Source organism: Achromobacter pestifer (assembly GCF_013267355.1).
Lineage (GTDB): Bacteria > Pseudomonadota > Gammaproteobacteria > Burkholderiales > Burkholderiaceae_B > Achromobacter > Achromobacter pestifer_A.
Genome location: NZ_CP053985.1, coordinates 6,288,902 through 6,308,335, shown reverse-complemented (window position 1 = coordinate 6,308,335; position 19,434 = coordinate 6,288,902). Strand labels below are relative to the sequence as shown.

The following is a 19,434-nucleotide window of genomic DNA, read 5'->3' as shown; positions in this document are numbered from 1 at the left end:
AGGAAACGCCAAATGAAGAACTTCTCCACCGTATGGCCGCGCGACATGATGTTCGGGCGCGGGGCGCTGAACCAGCTGGGCGCCCGCGCCAAGGCCATGAACGTGCGGCGCATGCTGATCGTCACCGATGCCGGGCTGGTCAAGTGCGGGCTGGCGGAAAGCGTCGCGCAGACGCTGGCCAAGGACGGCATCGAGTCGCGTGTCTTCGGCGAAGTGCTGCCCAACCCCACGATGACCGAGGTGCGGCGGGGCGTCGAACTCTGGCGCGCGGAAACCTTCGACGGCTTGCTGGCCCTGGGCGGGGGCAGCTCCATGGATGCCGCCAAGGCCATCGCCACGACCTTGCTGTCGGGCAAGGAGATCGTGGACCAGGTGACGCACGGCGTGGACCATCTGCCAGGGGAGCCTGTGCCGTTCTTCGCCGTGCCGACGACATCCGGTACTGGCAGCGAGGCGACCTCGGCGGCGATGGTCAAGGACGACGACGGCCGCAAGTACCTGATCCGCAGCTTGCGCTGCCGGCCCGTCCTGTCGGTGCTGGACCCCGAGATCACGGCGAGCGTCCCGGCGCGCATGACGGCCGCGACCGGGATGGATGCGCTGATCCACGCCATGGGCGCCTATACCAACAGCAGCCAGCATCCGATTGCGGACGTCCTGGCGCTGGAGGCGATGCGCCTGGTAATGGAGCACCTGCCGCGCGCCGTGCAGCGGGGCGACGACCTGGAGGCGCGCGAGAACATGATGCTGGCCAGCCACCTGGCGGGCATCGCGATTTCCTGCAAGGGCAACGATGCCGTGCATGGACTGTCCACGCCGGTCGAGTCCTTGCTGGACGTGACGCATGGCGAGAGCCTGTCGGCCATACTGCCGCACGTGATGGCGTTCAACATGGAGGCGCGGCCCGACCTCTACGCCACGATAGGGCGGGCGATAGGCGCGGCGGGCAAGGACGCGAGCGACCAGGCCGCCGCCCGGGCGCTGCTGGAGCGCGTGACGGCCTTGCGCGACGAGATCGGCGTTTCGCGTTCCCTGGCGCCGCTGGGCGTAAAACCCGAGATGATAGAGCGTCTGTCGGAACTGGCGGAGAACAGCCGTTCCACGCTGATCAACTGCCGCAAGATGTCGCGCGGCGAGATCCAGTCCATGTACCAGCGGATGCTGTGATGAACGCGCCCGCCATATCCCTGTGGCGGCCGGGTCCGAGGTTGGCCCGGCACAGCCTGCCTTATCTGCTGATGGCACCCGCGCTCATCCTGCTGACGGCGCTGACGCTGGTGCCGCTGCTGTATTCCATTTTCCTGAGCTTCTACGAAGCCCAGCTGGGATTGGGATTGGGGCGCTTCGTCGGCCTGGACAACTACGTCGCGGTCCTCCAGGAGGCGCGGTTCTGGACCTCGGCGTGGAATACCCTGATCTGGGTGGCGGGCTCGGTTTCCTCGCAGATCATCGTAGGGGTGGGGCTGGCCGTGATCCTGGACCGGCTCGTCATCGGCCGCAATTTCTTCCGCGCCGCGCTGTTCCTGCCCTGGGTGATGCCAGTGGCCGTGATCGCCTATCTGTGGCGCTGGATCCTCAATCCCCAATCGGGCATCGTCAACGTCTCGCTGAGGAACCTGGGGTTCGACTGGGGCGCGACCTTGCCCTGGCTGTCGGAGCCGGACACCGCCATGGCCAGCGCGCTGCTGATCAATCTGTGGCGGGGCGTGCCTTTCGTGCTGATCATGGTGGTCGCCGCCCTGCAGGGCATACCCAAGGACGAGTACGAGGCGGCGCGCATCTCGGGGGCCGGGGCGTTGCGCGAGTTCTGGTACGTGACGCTGCCCAACCTGAAGCTGATCATCGCGACCCTGGTGCTTCTGCGCACCATGCAGATCGCGAACAACTTCTCGCTCATGTGGCTGTTGACCGGCGGCGGGCCCGCCGACTCCACGGAAATCCTGCCGATCCTGGTGTACTTGAAAGCGTTCGGCGCGCATCAGTTCGGGCAGGCGTCCGCGTTGGCCGTGCTGCTGCTGATCGTCCTGATGGCAGTCGCGGTCGTGTACGCCAGGGCGCTGAGGGAGAACCGCCATGCTTAGGAAGCCGACCCCGGGCGTGCTCTTCGCCTATGCCACCGTGATCGCGACCACGTTCGCGGTGCTGTTTCCCATCGTGTGGATGGTGCTGACGGCGATCAAGCCCACCGCGGAAATCTACTCGCCGCAGGCGTCATGGATACCCGCCACGATCGACTGGTCGCATCTGCGCGGAGCCTGGCTGGAAAAGAACTTCAGCGTCTACTTCCTGAACAGCCTGATTGTCTCGACCGCCACGGCGGTCTTCAGCACCGTGGTGGCCATACTGGGCGGCTACGCCTTGTCGCGCTTCGAGTTCAAGGGCAAACAGGTGTTGGGCGCCTTCGTTCTGGTGATTTACCTGGTGCCGGTCATCCTGCTGGCCTTGCCGTTCTATCTGCTGCTCAGCAAGCTCAGCCTGCTGGACACGAGGCTGGGGCTGATCCTGGCCGTGGCGACCTACGCCGTGCCGTTCTCGGTCTGGGTCCTCAAAGGGTATTTCGCGCAAGTGCCTCCGGAAATCGAAGAGGCCGCCATCGTGGACGGCGCCAGCCGCATTGGCGCCTTGTGGCGGGTGGTCCTGCCGGTGGCCCTGCCAGGCATCGTGGCGACATTCCTGTTCTGTTTCATCCTGGCCTGGGACGACTATCTGTTCGGCTTGATCATCATCAACTCGGACAGCATGCGCACGCTGCCGCTGGCCGTCGGCCTGCTGGCGGCCGACTACTCGGTCACGGACGGCCAGATGATGGCCATGGGAACCATCACCACGATTCCCATCATTTTCCTGTACCTGTTCTTTCAACGCTATTTCATCAGCGGCCTGACCTCCGGATCGGTCAAGGGCTAGCAATAGGAGACAAAAATGGATCAGGCATTGCCGAAAACCTTGCGCCAGACGCCGTACCCCCTGCTGATCGGGGGCCAGGAAGTGCCCGCGGCGTCCGGAGCGACCTTCGCCAGCATCAATCCGGACAACGGAGAAATCCTGGCGCAGGTGGCGCAGGCCGGGGCCGAGGATGTGGATCGCGCGGTGCAGGCGGCGCGCCTGACCTTCGAGGGGCCGTGGGGCCGGATGACGCCCAAGGAGCGCAGCAAGGCGCTGTTGCGGCTAGCGGTGGCGCTGAACGACAGGGCCGAGATGCTCGCGCAGATCGAAATGCTGGACGTGGGCAAGCCCATCAAGCAATCGCGCGCCTCGATGGCGGGGCTGGCACCCACGCTGGAGTACTACGCCGGCGTGCTGCTGGGCATGGGCGGGGAGACGATCAATGTTTCCGACCCCACCATCATGGACTTCACCTTGCGCGAACCGCTGGGCGTATGCGGGCTGATCGTGCCCTGGAATTATCCCGTCAGCCTGGCGGTCCTGAAACTGGCGCCAGCGCTGGCGGCGGGCAACACGGTGGTGATCAAGCCCTCGGAAGTGACGCCGCTGTCCACCACGGAGCTGGGCCTGGCCGTCCTGGAGGCGGGCATTCCGCCGGGCGTCGTCAACATCGTGCACGGCACCGGAGAAGAGGCGGGCGACGCGCTGGCGCGCCATCCGGGCGTGGCGAAGATTTCGTTTACCGGCGGCACCGTGACGGGCCGCAAGATCTTCCGCGCGGCGGCGGATTCCATCAAGCGGCTGACGCTGGAACTGGGCGGCAAGTCGCCCTTGATCGTCTTTGCCGACAGCGACATCGACGCTGCCGTGACCACTGCCTACAACGACATGACGCGCAATACCGGGCAGGTGTGCGCGGCGTGCACGCGGCTGGTGGTCGAGCGGCGGGTGCACGACGAGTTCGTCGAGAAGCTGGGCAAGCGGATGGCCCAGGTGCGGATCGGCCGGCCCGCCGACGAGGCCACGGAAATGGGACCCATCGTCAACGCCACGCAGATCAAGCGCATCCAGGCCTATCTGCAGGTGGCGGGCGAGGAGGGCGTGCGGACGGTACGCGGCGTGGACCTCGCCAGCCGGCCAGAGCTGAGCAAGGGCTACTACATCGACCCCGTCCTGTTCCTGGACGCGGACAACTCGATGCGCGTGGCGCGCGAGGAAATCTTCGGCCCGGTGCAGACCGTCATGACCTTCGACACCGAGGACGACGCGGTGCGGATCGCCAACGACTCGCCGTTCGGCCTGGCGGCCGCCGTCTTCACGCGCGACGCGGCGCGTTCCATGCGCATGGTGCGCAAGATCCAGGCCGGCACGGTGTGCGTCAACCATGGCGCCAAGGCGGCCGTCGATGCGCCCTTTGGCGGGTACAAGGAAAGCGGCATCGGGAAGGAACGCGGAATGTTGGCAATGTTGGACGACACGCAGGTGAAAAATGTCCGTTATGCACTTGTCTAAGCCCAGCTCGCGGATCGAGATCGACGGGATCGCGAAGCGCTTCGGCGACAACGCCGTGCTGCACGACCTGAACCTGTCGATCGATCCCGGCGAATTCGTGGTGCTGTTGGGGCCTTCGGGCTGCGGGAAAAGCACCTTGCTGCGCCTGATCGCGGGCCTGGAGGAGCCCAGCGCCGGGCGCATCCGCATCGGGACGCGCGACGTGACGGATTTCCCGCCGCGCCGCCGCGACATCGCGATGGTGTTCCAGAGCTACGCGCTCTATGCGCACCTGAGCGTCGCCGACAACATCAGCTTTCCGCTGCGCATGCGCGATATGCCCTGGTATTACGAGATCCCGCTGCTGGGAAGACTGATTCCTGCGGCGCGCGAACGCAAGCGCAAGCACCGCGAACAGGCCGCCCACGCCGCCGAAGCGGTGGGCATGCAGCACCTGTTGCACCGCAAGCCGCGTGAACTCTCCGGGGGCCAGCGCCAGCGCGTGGCGCTGGCGCGGGCCATGATCCACGATCCGTCCGTATTCCTGATGGACGAACCGCTGTCCAACCTGGACGCGCAATTGCGTTCCCACACGCGGGCCGAAATCATCCGCCTGCACCAGCGGCTCAAGCGCACCTTCATCTACGTGACGCACGACCAGGTCGAGGCGATGACCATGGGCACCCGCGTCATCGTCATGAACCAGGGCAAGATCCAGCAGGACGGCACGCCCGACGACCTCTACGACGCCCCGGCCAACGCGTTCGTCGCGGGTTTCGTGGGCAGTCCCGCCATCAACCTGGTCACGGCGCAGCCTGCGGCGGAAGGGTTCGCCATCAACGGCCAGGTGCTGCCCGGATCGGTCAGGTACCGCGCCGCTTCAGGATTCGGCCAATTGCCGAACAGCCTGACGCTAGGTATGCGGCCCGAGTATCTCCGGATAGGGGAGGAGGGGTTGCCGGCGGCGATCGAACTGGTGGAGCGGCTGGGCACGGAACAGGTGGTCACGCTCCAGGCCTGTGGCGTCTCGTTGCGCGTCAAGCTCGACAGCGAGGTGCGCTACCGCGCCGGCGACCGCGTGAACGTGAGCCTGGACTGGAGCCGCGTGCATCTGTTCGACGCGGACAGCGGAAACCGTATTGAACCCGTGCGCGCCCAGGCGCGTTCCCTGAGGGAGAAATTCGCATGAACGCAAAGACTGTCAGGGAACCGGCGCGCGAGACTCCAGTGCTGGGAGAGCCCGACGTGCTGGTGGCGGGAGGCGGCGTGGCCGGCATCGCCGCCGCGGCCGCCGCGGCCCGGGCGGGGGCCAAAGTGCTGCTGCTGGAGCGCTGGGGCTTTCTCGGCGGCACGGTGTCGGCGGTCACGCTGGGAGGCTTTTGCGGCGTCTGGGCGGTCACCCCCGATGACCTGATTCCGGTCGTCGACGGCCTGTTCGGCCAACTGGTGGACCGGCTGAAGAAGCGCGACGCCGTGACGGATCCACGGCGCTGGTCCCAGGTCGCGTCGCTGCCCTACGATCCCACCAGCGTGCGCCTGGTGGCCGACGAGATGATGGCGGCCTACGGCGTGGAAGTCATGTTCCACTCCTGGGTGGCCGACGTCGCGGCCGAAGACGGCCGGGTCGCCACCGTCTTTGTGGAAAACAAGGGCGGACGCCATGCCGTGCGGCCGCGCATGGTGATCGACTGCACCGGAGACGGCGACATCGCCGCGCGCGCGGGCGCGCCGTTCGAGCTGGGCTCGGGCGGGATCACGCAGTTTGGCTCCAGCATGTTCCGCATGGCGCCCGTGGACGTGGAAACGTTCGGCAAGCTGAGCCGGGATGACGTCAGCGCACGCATGGCCGCGATCGTCGAGGCCGGAACGCCGTTGCCCCGTACCATGGTCGCGCTCTACCCGAACCCGATCGAAGGCGTGGTGCACCTGAATGCGACCCGCGTCGCGCGCAGCGACGGCGAGCCATTCGACCTGACCGATCCGATGCAGCTGTCCGAGGCGGAAAGAGAAGGGCGCCGCCAGGCCTATCTGTACGAATCCGTGCTGCGCGAGCACATGCCTGGCTTTGCGCGGGCGCGCATCATCGATATCGGCGCGCAGATCGGCATCCGGGAAACCCGGCTGATCGAAGGAGACCACGTGCTGACGGCGGAAGAAGTCCTGGGCGCCGCGAAGCCCGAGGACGGCATCGCCTGCAACGCCTGGCCCGTCGAAGTCCATGCCCAGGGGCTGAAAACCGTGTGGAAATTCCTGGAACCCGGCGAGTATTGCCGGATCCCATATCGCTGCCTGACGCCGGCAGGCCTACGCAACGTGCTGGTGGCCGGGCGCTGCGTATCGTCCACGCATGAGGCGCAAGCATCGATCCGGGTATCGGCGCCGTCCATGGCCATGGGCGAAGCGGCGGGAATCGCCGCGGCCATGGCGCTGGCTGCAGGGTGCGACAGCCGGTCGGTGGCGGTCCGGGGGCTGCAGGCTGCGTTGCGGGCGGAAGGGGCGATACTCGACCCGCTAGGCTGAGAGGCGCGCGCACACGAGCAGGCCGCGCAGCAGTTGGCGGCAGGCCCTGCTCGTGGGCTGGCAGACGTCCTAGAAATCGATCGATGCCGACAGCAGCACGGATCGCGGCGAACCCAGGCGCAGATATCCTTCGGAGGCCGACGACCAGTAGTCCTTGCCGAACACGTTGTTGACCGTTGCGCGCAGCGTGACGGGGTGGTCGAATGCCCGGGTGGCGTAGCGTACACCCAGGTCCCAGCGTGTCCACCCCGGGATACGGCGGCTGTTTTCCAGGTTCTGGTACTGCCAACTGGTCGATAGTGCGCGCGCGCTCAAGGTAAGCCCAGGCGCAAACGACGGGTCCCACTCCATGCCGATATTGGCCATCCAGCGCGGCACGCCGACGGCGCTATTGCCATCTGTGTCAGGTTTGGCGGTGCGGATCATCGTGGGCTGGATGTAGGTGATGCCGCCCAGCAGGCGCACGCCGCGCGCCAATTCGCCGTAGGCATTGAACTCCACGCCGCGGTTGCGCTGTTCGCCACTCATGTCGTAGCGGGTCACGCCGTCATTGACGGTCGTCAAGCCGGAAGGCTGCTTGATCTGGAACAGGCCGAGGGTGGTCGTAACCGAGCCGAAATCGACCTTTACTCCAGCCTCGATCTGCTTGGTCTTGATGGGCGCGAAGATCTCGCCCGCGTTCGAGGTGCCTGCCGGAGCGATGGGGCCTGCGGTCAGGCCTTCTATATAGTTGGCGTACAGCGAAACATCGGTCCATGGCTTGACGATCAGGCCGAAGGCCGGCGTGACGGCCGATTTGTCGTAACTGGAGGTCTCCCGGCCGGTGGTGTAGCTGTAATTCGTCGCCTTCACCGTCTGGTAGCGCAACCCCGCAGTGAATTGGATGCGGTCATCGGCAAATGAGAGTGTGTCAGCCAGCGCGACGGTGGGCAGCTTCAGAAGGGACGTGCGTGGCGGCGAGCTGGATAGTCCGTCGATCGACGGTTTGGGGATGTCGGCGGGATCGTACAGATTGGATGGCGACAGGCCGAAGATGTAGTAGTCGTAATAGCCGGCGCGCTGCTCGAAGGTGGAATAGCTCAGGCTGACTTCGTGCTTTACCGGACCGGTACTGAAGTTGCCGCGCGCGCCCCAGACCGTGGAGACGTTCTGTTCGTAGCTGGGCCAATAGTACGGCCGCATCAGGAGTTCGCCGTTCTGCCCGACCACTATCGGATCCGCGTACAGGTAGCGGTTGTTGCTGCGGCGGTAGCCTACGCCGCCGAACAAGGTCAGGTGCGGGGTGAGGTCATATTCGGCGCGCAGCACGCCGTAGTTGTCGCGCGACCTGGCATAGCCCCAGTCCGGGGAATAGCCCTTGGCGGCATCGGGCGCGCGCGGCACGGGCAGGCTGTCGCCGAAAATCAACACACCCGAATCGCCCGGCGCGTCGATGTTGTTGGTCTGGTGGCCGGCGTCCAGTGACACGCGCAGCCGCTCGCCACGATAGTCCAGGCCGACCACCGCCACGCCCAGCTGGTTGGATTGATTCTGCACAGCGGTATCGCCGTCGCGGTACGAACCATTGAAGCGGATGCCGAATTCCTTGCTCTCACCGAAGCGGCGTCCGATGTCCACCATGCCGCCAAACCGGGAGTCGGACTGATAGGTTGCCGTCAGCCGGGTCAACGGATCGTCGCCGGCGCGCTTGGGGACCACATTGATGCCGCCGCCCACACTTCCCCGGGGGCTCATGCCGTTCAGGAGGGCGGTGGGGCCCTTGAGCACTTCGACGCGCTCGACGCCGTCCATCGAGATGCTGCGCAATGGCAGCATGCCGTACAAACCGTTGAAGGACACATCCTGGTTGCGCACGGGAAAGCCGCGGATCTGGAATTCGTCACCGGTTCCAGCGACCGAGCCCTGGCCGTCGTTGACCGTGCGCACCGAAGCGTCGTTCGCCAGTACGTCGGCGATGGAGTTGGCCTGCTGGTTCTGGATCAGTTCCGAGGTGTAGCTGGCAATATTGAACGGCGTGTCCATGACGTCGCGCTCGCCCAGGATGCCGACGCGTCCGCCCCGGGCAAGCTGGCCGCCGGCGTAGGGCTCGGGCAACTGCGAATTCCCCGTCACCAGCACCGGCGCCAGCGTGGTCACCGCCGGGGCCTGCGCCGCGCCCATTACCGCGTATCCGCCGCCAGGAGTGGCCGTGCTGGACAATCCGGAGCCCTGCAGCAGCCGTGACAACGCTTCCCGCACTGTCATGCGGCCAGATACGGCGGGCGCCTGGTGTGCGGCAATGTGCGCGCCGCCGGCCATGATGGGCGTGCTGGTCTGACGCGACAGCGTGGTGAGCGCCGTGTTCAGCGGCTGCGCAGGCAGGTCTATGGCATAGAGCTGTTCCGACTGTGCCTGAGCCTGGGCCAGTGCGGGCATGGCGGCCAGCGGCAGGCCCAGAACGCCCGATAGCGCCAGGCTTAGCGCGGAACGGCCCAGGAAGGGCCGGCAAATACCGGATTGGTGCATTTCAACTCCGTCTGTCGAAAAAAACGCCGCCCAGTGGCAGCCCTATCGATACAGAAGACGGATGGGGCGCAAAAACGGAGACACTTGGTAGAAAGAAATCAGCGCAGCCGCAGTACGACATCGCCGTTCGGCTGCGATTCGGCGCGCACCGGGAGTATCGCTTCAAGCAGATTTGCCGCATTGTCGGCGTCGGCGCCGCGAAATCGTCCGGTCAAGCGCAGGGCGTCGACCTTCGGGTCGGACGTCCTGAGCGGCCGCGCGCGGAAGGCGTTGATGGCAGGCAGGGCTTCATCCAGGCGCTGGTTGTCGAACCACAGCCAACCCTTGCGCCAGGCGGCGATGCTGTCCGGATCGATGCGCCGGACGGGATCGACTTCGCCATTGCGCCAACTGACGGCGGTATTGGCGTGCAGATCCAGGGCAGGGCCGCCGCGCGCCAAGGTGTACCAACGGGCGTCGCGCGGAGCAGGGCGGAAGCGCACATGGCCTTCTTCCACGGCGACGGAGACCGCGCCGCCACGGTCGCTGACACTGAACACCGTGCCCACGACCTCCACTTCGCCGCCGCGGGTGCGGACACGGAATGGGCGGCTGGCGTCGCGGACCACCGTGAACAGCGCTTCGCCATGGGTGAGTTCCACCAGGCGTTCGTGCCGGTAGAGACTGACTGCCAGGCGTGTACTCGGACCCAGGTCTATCCGGGTCGCCAGGGCGCCACCCTCGGGCTGATCGGGCACTTGCGCCTGCGACAATTGGCGGGATCCGGTTTCGTAGGATGCCTGGTACAAGGGCTGCCGCCAATACCAGCCCGCGCCGAGCAAGGCCGTACAGGCGCCTGCGGCAGTCCAGCCCAGCAGCGCACGCCGCGAGAGCCTGCGATCCGCCGCAACAACAATGTCTTCCTGGTCGAACTGCGCGCGCATGTCCGGCGCCACGATGGCGAGCAGTTGCCAGCGCCGGAAGGCTTCGACATAAGCGGCTTCGTGTTGGGGCGTACGGGTGCGCCAGGCGGTCAGCCGCGACGCAGCCTGGCGCGCGGCGCGCTCGGTGGCGACTTCCGCGGTAGCAATCAGGCTCAAGGCCTGGTCGATGAGCGCCTCGTCGGGTATCTGCTGCATGATGTCAGTCACTGCCGCCCGTGACCAGGCCGTCGGGGCCGGCCTTAGAGTCCAGGTACAGATTGCGCAAAGCGTGCGAACAATCCAGGGTTGCGCGCACCAGATGCTTGGCAACCGCCGCTTCCGTGATCCCCAATTTTTGTGCGATTTCGGCGCGGCTGTGGCCGTAGGCGCGGAACAGCAGAAAGACCTGCATCCGCCGCGCGGGCAGGGACGCCAGCACCGCCGCCACGCGCTCGACCATCTGGCGTTGCGACACCACTTGCTCGGCGGACGGGGCCATCGCCTCGGCTTCCAGCGGCCCGTGCAGGGTCAGCCAGTTCTGCGCGACCTTGCGGCGGCGCGCCTCATCGATGCAGAGATTGTGCGCGACGCGGAACAGCAGGCCGCGCAATGACTCGATCCCAGGGCCGTTCTTGCGGGCCTGGTCCAAGCCATTGGCGTAAACGCGCTCGAAGCTCGCCTGGGCAATGTCGGCGGCGTCGTCCGGATTGCGCAATTGATAGTTGAGATGCCGCTGCAGGTCGCGGTAGTGGCCAAGCAACTCGTCGACGAATTCGCGTACCGTCGTGGTGGCGCCGGCCCGTTTGACGGAACGAATTGGGGAGGATGCGGACATCGGAATGGGGAAAAAACGGCGTCCGTGGTAGAGGCTTACTCACGGGCATATTCAATAATGATTCCCATTATTGTTATTTGGATCCAGTGATGCAAGCAATCGTTTACCCTGCGGCAATATACGCATAATGTATATTATGTAAAGTAACGTATGGGCGTAAAAATCATCCCGCGACATAGCCGTCCAATTGAGCAAACTTCCGGCTCCCGCAGACTCGTGCGTCAATGGGATGTTCCCTCCGCTTTCCGCGCCAGCGGCAGACCCGCTTCCCTCCAGGCATCGATTCCCCCGATCAGGAACCGTGCGGCAATGCCCCTGGCCCTGAGGGCCAACGCCACGCTCTGGCTGACTTCATGACCTTTGACGCAGTAAACCATCACCGTCCGGGCGTTTTCCAGCTCATGCTGCCAAGTCAGGGCCATGGCGGGATCCCGCCATGCCGATCCCGGAATCTGTTCACGCGCAAGGTCGAAAGCCGGGCGGCGTCGCACATCCAGGATGACTGCCCTACTTTCATTGGCCGCCTCGCGCGCTTGGATGCCCAATTCCGCGCTGGCCGCGCCCATTGCGCGGACATACGTCGAAGCGACGGCATCCCATCGGATCTGCGCCATGAAGGCATCAATGTAGGCGGATGCCTTCGCACCGAAGTCCATGTGGTATGCGTGCTCATACATATCAAGCGCGAGCAGCGTGGACGTCCCTGCCAGCAATTGACTGTGATCTCCCGCCCAGTGATTGAGCAGTCTGGCTTCCCGCGCGGACCACGCCAGAATCGCCCAGCCCGAGCCGCCGCCCATGGCCCGCGCCAGCGAAGTGAACTCGGCAAGCCAGTTTTCGAATGAACCGAAATCGCGTTCCACCGCTACCGACAGTCCTCCGGCCGGGAGCGATCCATCGCCGCCCAGCGCGTCAAAATAGGCTTCGTGGAGGAACACCGAGTTCGCCGCGAGCAACTCCTCTCGTTTGGCGCCGACCAGCGCAAATCCTGGCGTGCTCGCGCGATCCCTGCTCTCCAGGGTCTGTCTAATGGTGTTCAGGCGCGACAAAGCGCCGAGATAGTTGTTTTCGTAGTGACTGCTGATCAGCTTGCTGCCGAGCCCGGCAACCTGCTCGGGATCCACGGGCAGCGGTTTGGGCGTCAAATCCATGATTATTCTCCCTGTCGATGCCTGAAGCGACCGCTAGGCGATCAGCCTGCCTGGCGAGGGATAGTTCCACGCGTGCGTTTCGCCGCGAACGTCGTGGCACCAGGCGTAGAGCGCGTCATAGACCACCAAGCCATGCTTGAGCATTTCCTGGTCGTCCGGAAAGTTCCGCGACAAGCCCAGCGACACGGCCAGGAGTCCAGCGCATTGCGGCGCAAGATCCAGTCTGTTGGTGTCGGCGCCGCGCACAATCACCGCCAAACTTCTCAGGCTGGGATCCTGCAGCGCATACTGGTCAAGGAAAGTGTCGAAGCTGCATTTCTCCCCGACATGTGTCAGCGTTACGCCCGGCACGTCGTAGGGGATGGCTCCCGTCGCGTCGGCCTCGCTCAGGACGCGGTCGGCCTCGACAAACAGGAACTCGGGGTCTTTATCGATGTGCCGGCTGATCAGCCACGGACATGCGATACGGTCGATCTTTGGGTGTTCCCTTGTGATCCACTTCATGGCGCTACCTCATAGGGTGAGTTTCACGACAAGGCCAATGACGGCGCAGGCCGCAATGACCTCGATGACACCGCGCTTGAATCCGAACAATGCGATGGCGGCTCCCAGCGCGATCAGCGCCGAGCCCAGGTCGAACCGCCCTGCCAGGCCTGCCGGCCACAGGACGTGATAGCCAAAAAATACCGCCAGGTTGAGGATGACGCCGACCACCGCCGCGGTGATGGCGGTGAGCGGCGCGGTGAATTTCAGGTCTTCCTTGGTGGCTTCGACCAACGGGCCGCCCGCCAGGATGAACAGGAACGACGGCAGGAAGGTGAACCAGGTGACGATCGTCGCGGCCAGCGCGCCGGCCAGGAACAGCGTTTCGGGGCCCAGCAGCGCTTTGGCGTATCCGCCCACAAAGCCGACGAAGGCGACCACCATGATGAGCGGTCCTGGCGTGGTTTCGCCCAGCGCCAGGCCATCTATCATCTGGGTCGGCGTCAGCCACGCGTAGGTATCCACGGCGCCTTGATAGATGTACGGAAGCACCGCGTAGGCGCCGCCGAAGGTCAGGAAGGCAGCCTTGGTGAAGAACCAGCCCATTTGCGTGTACGCACCGTGCCAACCATGCATTGCCGTCAGGATTGCCATCGGCGCTGCCCATAGGAGCAGCCCCATCCCTATGATTGCCCCCAGGCGCGGCCAGCGGAATCGAGCGTGGGCCGGCGTGGGCGTGTCGTCGTCGATCAGCGCCGGGCCGTAGCTCTGGGCGCCGGAACCATGCCGCGCGCCAGTGCGGAAGTACTGCGGCCATTGCTTGCCGCCGGCGAAGCCGATCAATGCGGCGGCGGCCACGATCAGCGGAAAAGGCACGTTCATGGCGAAGATCGCCACGAAGGCCGCGCCCGCGATGCTCCACAGCACGGGATTCTTGAGCGCGCGCGATCCGATGCGGTGCGCGGCGTGCAGCACGATTGCGGTCACTGCCGGCTTGATGCCGTAAAACAGGCCGGCGACCAGGGGGACGTCGCCGTAGGCGACATACACCCAAGACAAGCCGATCAGGATGAACAATGACGGCAGCACGAATAGCGCTCCCGCGACGATTCCGCCCCGTGTCCGGTGCAGCAGCCACCCGATGTAGGTGGCCAACTGCTGGGCCTCCGGGCCCGGCAGCAGCATGCAGTAGTTCAGCGCATGCAGGAAGCGGCGCTCGCTGATCCAGCGCCGGCGCTCCACCAGCTCGGCGTGCATGATGGCGATCTGGCCAGCGGGGCCACCGAAGCTGATGAATCCCAGTTTCAACCAGAACCAGAACGCCAGGCGCAGGCTGACCTGCTGCGGCAGCTCCATGGCGGCCGGAGTCGAGTCAATCGGCGGCGCGCCGCTGTCCGGCACGGTGGATTTCATTTGCCGCCCTCCTTCGCGAAGCTGGCCGCCAAACCGTCGAACACCCCGCTGGCCAGCGCGAGCAACTGGTCGTCGGTGGCGATCGTGTCGCGCAAGCCAGCCAGGATCTGCTCCACGCCGGCCGCTTCTGACGGCTGCACGCCGCCTACATCCAGGTAGTGAACGATGGCCCCCAGACGATCCAATGCGGGGTGCTGCAAGCCAAACGCTGCCAACAGCGTTTCAAAAGTCACTTTGGCGCCCACATGCGAAAACGCGGCGCCATCAAAGTCGAAACCCAAGGCTTCAGCGGGACGATCCGTTGTGGATTGCAGCCAGAGAATGCGAGCCTCTGGATCGATGTATCGGCGGATCAGCCAGGCGCTGGCCAAGCGATCCACCCAGGGGCGCGCCCGTGTGGCCCAGCTGCGGCCTTGATAGTCCGCGATCGACAGGCGGGGAATGGCGCCTTCCGCCGCCGCGTGCGGTTCATCAGGCGATAGCGCACGGTTTGCGCCCTCTTCCAGTTCCCTTAACGCCCCGTCCGTTTGGCGCTGCGCCTCTCCGGCGAAAAAATCGATGTCCGATATCTGGGCGTACTTCTTGCGCAGCTTGCGGGTCTGCTTGAGTGTGTCCATGGCGTTGTCGGATGTCAGCGAAGTGCGAAAGCGCGCAACCTCCTGCAAAAGCTCGGCGTAGTCCGCCGAACGGTCGAACAGCGCCTGGAACTCGCCTTCCTCATCTGCGCTGGCGGCTGCTTGCAGGAGATAGGCAGTGCCCCCGTTTTCGCGCACGTCCCGCGCAATGCCAGCCAGGGTGTCGTTGCCATTCCCTGCGGGCAGCAGATAGACCCCATCGCGCAACACGGCGGCTCCGCAGGACTTCAGGGCGCGCCACGCGCGCATGCGGGCGGTGGCGTTTTCAGTGGGGAGCGAAAGGACAAGCGTCAGCCAGTTCATGGGGTGAACTCACTATGTTTAAGTAGACAATAGAACAAATAAGTAGAGATATCTACTTATTATTGTTTAGCTAAACTACTTTTTCCGCGGCCCTTTGGTTCATTGGACGGCTACCCTCATGTCGATCCGCTCAGCATCCCCGGCGCTGGCCGCAGCGTTACTGTTTGGCGCCAGCACACCGCTCGCCAAGACCTTGGTCGAAGGCGTCACGCCGCTGCTGCTGGCTGGGCTGCTCTATCTGGGCAGCGGCCTGGGCCTGGGCATCTTGCTGACGCTACGGCGTATCGGCCGTCTCGAAAGTCCGGAAGCCGGGCGTTCGTGGCGCATTCCGCGGACAGACCTGCCCTGGCTGGCGGGCGCGATTGTGGCAGGCGGGGTACTCGGTCCAGCGCTGCTGATGCTTGGGCTGACCCAGACGAGCGGCGCCTCGGCCTCGCTCTTGCTGAATATCGAGGGCGTGTTCACTGCCATCATTGCCTGGTGCGTGTTCAAGGAAAACGCCGACCGCCAGATCGTGCTGGGTATGATTGCGATCGTTCTGGGCGGGATCTTGCTGTCCTGGGAGCCCGGCGGCGCGGCATTGTCATCCGGGGCGCTGCTCATCGCGGGCGCTTGCCTTTGCTGGGCCGTGGACAACAACCTGACCCGTCGGGTCGCCACCCATGACGCCATGTTGATCGCGGGGCTGAAAGGCTTGGCTGCGGGAGCGGTCACTACCAGCCTGGCGCTGCTCGGCGGGGCCGAGTTTCCGCCGTTCGCCATGGTGGGCGCCAGCCTGGTCGTGGGATTCCTTGGGTATGGCTTGAGCCTGACACTGTTCGTTCTGGCGCTTCGGACGTTGGGAACCGCCAGGACGGGGGCCTACTTTTCGGTGGCGCCGCTGTTCGGAGTGGCGCTTTCCTTCATCTTGTTGCCTGAAAACCCTGGCCCGCTATTCTGGCCCGCCGCCGCCCTGATGGCGCTGGGCGTCTGGTTGCATCTGCGCGAACGGCATGCGCATGAGCATACCCATGAACCCATGGAACATAGCCACCGGCACGTGCACGACGAACACCACCAGCACGCGCATTCCTTTGCCTGGGATGGCGTCGAGCCGCATGCGCATCCACACCGGCATGAAGCCCTGACGCACACGCATCTCCACTATCCGGATATTCATCACCGGCATCGTCACGGGCCAGGCCATGGAATCCGCGCGAGGAAGGCATAGGCTTTCGCCACCGCCCTCCTCGCCAGCGTGTCTCGATGTTCGATCAACTGATATTTTCAACCTGATGAGCACCGCCTTCGGCCCGCGGGACGATGACGGCGTCAAGCGCGATGCAGCCGCTGCCCTGCGGAAGGACTGCGAGCGGGTTCACGTCGATGGAGGACAAGCCTTCCCGATTCGCGCTGGCAAACTCCGATAGCGCGGCGATGGCGCGGCAAAGCGCCTGAATGTCGGACGGCGCTGCTCCGCGCGCACCGGCCAACAGGGCCGCGCCCCGTATTTCAGCCACCATGCTGCGCGCCTCGTCCTCGTCTATCGGCGCCAGCCGGAAGCTGACATCCTTCAGGACCTCCACGAATACGCCTCCCAGGCCGAACATCACTACCGGGCCGAATACCGGATCGATATGGGCGCCCAGAATGCATTCGACACCGCCCTGCACCATCGGCGCAACCAGGACGCCGTCCAATGTCGACGCAGGCGCATTGGCGGCCACGGCGGCCACTATCTCGCTGAATGCTGATTCGACGCTCGCGTCGTCGGCGATGGCGAGGCGTACGCCACCTACATCGCTCTTGTGCACGATGTCCGCCGACGCGATTTTCATGGCGACCGGATAGCCCGCCCGCCGCGCGGCCGCGACGGCTTCCCCGGGATTCGCGCATACCGTCGCGCAGACCGTCGGTATGCCGGCGGTCTCAAGCAGCGCGAACGATGCCGCTTCGCCCAGGCGCTGCGGAAATGCGACGGCCCCGATGGCTGTCTTGCCAGGCAGGCCGCGCGGCGGTCTGACGTCGCGGCGGGAACATAAGGCGCGAACCATATGGATGGCCGTGCTGGGGTCGGAAAACACGAGACACCCCAAGGACTCCAGGTCCCGCTTGTTGGCCGGGGCGATCGCGCAACTGAGCACAAGCGGCGTGTCGGGATAGGCGCTGCGGATATCGCGGACGAACTCGCGTATATGCGGCCAAAGCGCCGGAGATGCGGCGACAGCACCCACGAAGACCACCAGGGACCCGTACCTCCCTTCGTCCAGCATCAGTCGAGCCGTATACGACAGAAGGTCCATCTCGGACGTGGCTTGCCCTGTGATGTCCACCGGATTGTTCACGCCGGCGAATGGCACCCTGCGCAAGATCGACTGCCTGGCTGCTTCGGGCAACGGCGACATGGTCAGGCCTGCGATCTGTGCATCGTCCGCCATCAGCGCGCCCACGCCGCCCGACATAGTCAGCAATCCGACGTCCCGGTTCGAAGGCAATGCGTCCGCCACGGAAAAGGCGTAGCCCAGATTGAAGAATTCCTCGACGGTGTAAGCACGGATAACCCCATATTGCTTGAACAAGGCGGAATAGACGGCGTCATCGCCCGCCATGGCGGCGGTATGCGACGCGGCCGCCTGGGCCCCCGACGCTGTCCGTCCAACTTTGCAGGCCATGACTGGCTTGCCGGCGGCGTATGCCTTGGCCAGAGCATTCTTGAGCTTTTCGCCGTCCGTGCAACCTTCCATATAGACCATGATGACGCGCGTTTGCGGGTCGCCCGCCAGCCAGGCGATGCAGTCGGCGACGTCGATGCTGCACTGGTTGCCGGTGGTGATCCAATGCGACAGGCCCAGGCCGCGCTCGCGAGCCAAGGTGTATGCGTAGCCGGCGAACGCCCCGCTTTGCGAAACGATGGCTACGTTGCCCGGCAGCACCAATCCTCCGGCCGGCCCGGTGCAGAATGTGGCGTAAACGCGCTCCCGTATGTTCATGTAGCCCAGGCAGTTCGGCCCAAGTATGTTGGCCCCGTGATCAAGCGCCAAATCGGCCAGCTGTTGTTGCTGAAGTCGCCCTGCTTCTCCGGCTTCGGCGAAACCTGATGAGAACAGCACGAAGTTCTTTGTGCCCAGTTCCAGCGCTTCATGCAGTACCGGCAACACCCGCGCCGCCGGCACCGAAACGATCGCCAGGTCCACCGGCGCCTTCACGGCAGTCAGCGATTCGTATGCAGGCATGCCCTGCACCGTCGCGGCGGCCGGATTAATGGGATAGAGCTTGCCGCCGTAGCCGTGTTGCGCAAGCAGCGATACGGGCACCGCGCCGATCTTGGTCGGCGACGAGGACGCGCCCACGATGGCGATGCTTCTGGGATAGAACAGGCGGGAGAGCAGATGCATATCGCTCACGGTGTCACTCCCCTGCCCTGGCGCCAAGCGCAAAGGTTTCTATCATCGTATTTATCCATTCAGGCTTTTCGTGCGCGATCCAGTGCGAGGCATCGTCGCGCGTATGCAGTTGCAGATCCGGTATGAATTGCTCCAATCCATCTAGGCAGCCGGCAAGCAGATAGCGGTCTCCCGTCCCCCAGAGCACGAGCGTGGGCATGCGCAGAATGAACGCATCGGCGTTGGCGTCGGCGACTTCGGCCAGCTGAGCATCGTTGCCGGGGTACAGCGCCGTCGCCTTGTAATAGTTGAGACCCGAAGCCACCGTGCCTGGACGCGACCACGCCGCGCGGTATTCCTGCAGCGCCGTGTCGTTCAGCCAATCCGGCCTGTTTCCATTCTCGGAGAGCATCGCCTTCAAGTAGGCGCAATCATCCTGTTGGACAGTTTCCGCGAAATTCTCGCGGCGAAAATCCAGCATGTACTGGCTGGCAGCCTGCTGCGCGGGATTGCGCAGCAGTTGGCGCGCGAACAGGACTGGATGCACCGCATTGATGAGAACCAGCCGGAGCAGCCGGTGCGGAGCCTCCAGCGCCACGGCGCAGGCGATTGCGCCGCCCCAATCGTGTCCCACCAGGATGCAGCGGTCGTGGCCCAGCGCCTCGATCAGGGCGACGATGTCTTTGACCAGAGGCTTGATGCGGTAGTCTTCGACCTCTCCGGGCTTGTCGGACTCGTTGATGCCGCGGGTGTCGACTGCAACGACATGATATCTGTCGCCGAAATGGCGCATCTGCTCGCGCCACGCGAACCATGCCTCGGGAAAGCCATGGATGAACAGCATCAGCGGATTCGCCGGGTCGCCGCATTCCGCGTAATGCAGGGATACCTCATGGGCGAGCACGCGCCCATGACGGATTTCGCGGTGGTCAAGTATCTTTTCCATCA

16 protein-coding genes and 1 pseudogene are annotated in these 19,434 nt (G+C 64.8%); 8 read left to right on the top strand and 9 right to left on the bottom strand.

Annotation, left to right across the window (positions count from 1 at the left end):
- The first annotated feature begins 12 nt into the window (after positions 1 to 12).
- From FOC84_RS29750 to FOC84_RS29725, 7 genes and pseudogenes are all read left to right on the top strand, one after another.
- Positions 13 to 1,167, top strand: a complete 1,155-nt coding sequence (locus FOC84_RS29750; RefSeq protein ID WP_173148644.1) for an iron-containing alcohol dehydrogenase — start codon at positions 13 to 15, stop codon at positions 1,165 to 1,167.
- Positions 1,167 to 2,081: a carbohydrate ABC transporter permease gene (locus tag FOC84_RS29745; protein ID WP_173148642.1), complete on the top strand. Its 915-nt coding sequence runs from the start codon at positions 1,167 to 1,169 to the stop codon at positions 2,079 to 2,081. Before FOC84_RS29750 ends, FOC84_RS29745 begins: the two co-directional genes overlap by 1 nt.
- Complete coding sequence (locus FOC84_RS29740) at positions 2,074 to 2,907, top strand: carbohydrate ABC transporter permease (RefSeq protein ID WP_173148640.1); 834 nt, start codon at positions 2,074 to 2,076, stop codon at positions 2,905 to 2,907. The genes FOC84_RS29745 and FOC84_RS29740 overlap by 8 nt, the downstream gene beginning before the upstream one ends.
- Before the next feature lie 15 nt (positions 2,908 to 2,922).
- A complete protein-coding gene (locus tag FOC84_RS29735; RefSeq protein ID WP_173148638.1) occupies positions 2,923 to 4,398 on the top strand; it encodes an aldehyde dehydrogenase family protein in 1,476 nt (491 codons plus the stop codon).
- 103 nt (positions 4,399 to 4,501) lie between these two features.
- Positions 4,502 to 4,879: pseudogene (locus tag FOC84_RS33620) on the top strand (ATP-binding cassette domain-containing protein); the annotation flags it as partial.
- Positions 4,880 to 4,897: 18 nt separating this feature from the next.
- Positions 4,898 to 5,566: an ABC transporter ATP-binding protein gene (locus tag FOC84_RS33615; protein ID WP_438800900.1), complete on the top strand. Its 669-nt coding sequence runs from the start codon at positions 4,898 to 4,900 to the stop codon at positions 5,564 to 5,566.
- Positions 5,563 to 6,897, top strand: a complete 1,335-nt coding sequence (locus FOC84_RS29725) for an FAD-dependent oxidoreductase (RefSeq protein WP_173148634.1) — start codon at positions 5,563 to 5,565, stop codon at positions 6,895 to 6,897. Before FOC84_RS33615 ends, FOC84_RS29725 begins: the two co-directional genes overlap by 4 nt.
- Positions 6,898 to 6,966: 69 nt before the next feature.
- Here FOC84_RS29725 and FOC84_RS29720 read toward each other — a convergent pair whose 3' ends face one another.
- The 7 genes from FOC84_RS29720 to FOC84_RS29690 all read right to left on the bottom strand — a co-directional run bounded on the left by FOC84_RS29720 (position 6,967) and on the right by FOC84_RS29690 (position 15,124).
- A complete protein-coding gene (locus tag FOC84_RS29720) occupies positions 6,967 to 9,402 on the bottom strand; it encodes a TonB-dependent receptor (RefSeq protein WP_173148632.1) in 2,436 nt (811 codons plus the stop codon).
- A 98-nt stretch (positions 9,403 to 9,500) separates the two neighbouring features.
- Positions 9,501 to 10,532, bottom strand: a complete 1,032-nt coding sequence (locus FOC84_RS29715; RefSeq protein WP_173148630.1) for a FecR family protein — start codon at positions 10,530 to 10,532, stop codon at positions 9,501 to 9,503.
- The gene (locus FOC84_RS29710; RefSeq protein WP_173148628.1) at positions 10,525 to 11,139 is read right to left on the bottom strand and encodes an RNA polymerase sigma factor; all 615 of its coding nucleotides are present in this window, start codon (positions 11,137 to 11,139) and stop codon (positions 10,525 to 10,527) included. Before FOC84_RS29710 ends, FOC84_RS29715 begins: the two co-directional genes overlap by 8 nt.
- A gap of 221 nt (positions 11,140 to 11,360) precedes the next feature.
- Complete coding sequence (locus FOC84_RS29705; RefSeq protein ID WP_173148627.1) at positions 11,361 to 12,290, bottom strand: Fe-Mn family superoxide dismutase; 930 nt, start codon at positions 12,288 to 12,290, stop codon at positions 11,361 to 11,363.
- Positions 12,291 to 12,323: 33 nt separating this feature from the next.
- On the bottom strand, positions 12,324 to 12,794 hold the full coding sequence (locus FOC84_RS29700) for a chromate resistance protein ChrB domain-containing protein (protein WP_173148626.1): 471 nt from the start codon (positions 12,792 to 12,794) through the stop codon (positions 12,324 to 12,326).
- Positions 12,795 to 12,803: 9 nt separating this feature from the next.
- Positions 12,804 to 14,186, bottom strand: a complete 1,383-nt coding sequence (gene chrA / locus FOC84_RS29695; RefSeq protein WP_173148625.1) for a chromate efflux transporter — start codon at positions 14,184 to 14,186, stop codon at positions 12,804 to 12,806.
- Positions 14,183 to 15,124, bottom strand: a complete 942-nt coding sequence (locus tag FOC84_RS29690; protein ID WP_173148624.1) for a chromate resistance protein ChrB domain-containing protein — start codon at positions 15,122 to 15,124, stop codon at positions 14,183 to 14,185. The genes chrA and FOC84_RS29690 overlap by 4 nt, the downstream gene beginning before the upstream one ends.
- 118 nt (positions 15,125 to 15,242) lie before the next feature.
- Between FOC84_RS29690 and FOC84_RS29685 the strand changes: the two genes are divergently transcribed.
- On the top strand, positions 15,243 to 16,334 hold the full coding sequence (locus FOC84_RS29685) for a DMT family transporter (RefSeq protein ID WP_173148623.1): 1,092 nt from the start codon (positions 15,243 to 15,245) through the stop codon (positions 16,332 to 16,334).
- Positions 16,335 to 16,377: 43 nt separating this feature from the next.
- Here FOC84_RS29685 and FOC84_RS29680 read toward each other — a convergent pair whose 3' ends face one another.
- Both FOC84_RS29680 and FOC84_RS29675 read right to left on the bottom strand, forming a co-directional pair.
- The gene (locus FOC84_RS29680; RefSeq protein WP_173150504.1) at positions 16,378 to 18,498 is read right to left on the bottom strand and encodes an acetate--CoA ligase family protein; all 2,121 of its coding nucleotides are present in this window, start codon (positions 18,496 to 18,498) and stop codon (positions 16,378 to 16,380) included.
- A 13-nt stretch (positions 18,499 to 18,511) separates the two neighbouring features.
- Positions 18,512 to 19,432, bottom strand: coding sequence for an alpha/beta fold hydrolase (locus FOC84_RS29675; RefSeq protein WP_173148621.1), 921 nt, complete (start codon positions 19,430 to 19,432; stop codon positions 18,512 to 18,514).
- Positions 19,433 to 19,434 lie beyond the last annotated feature (2 nt).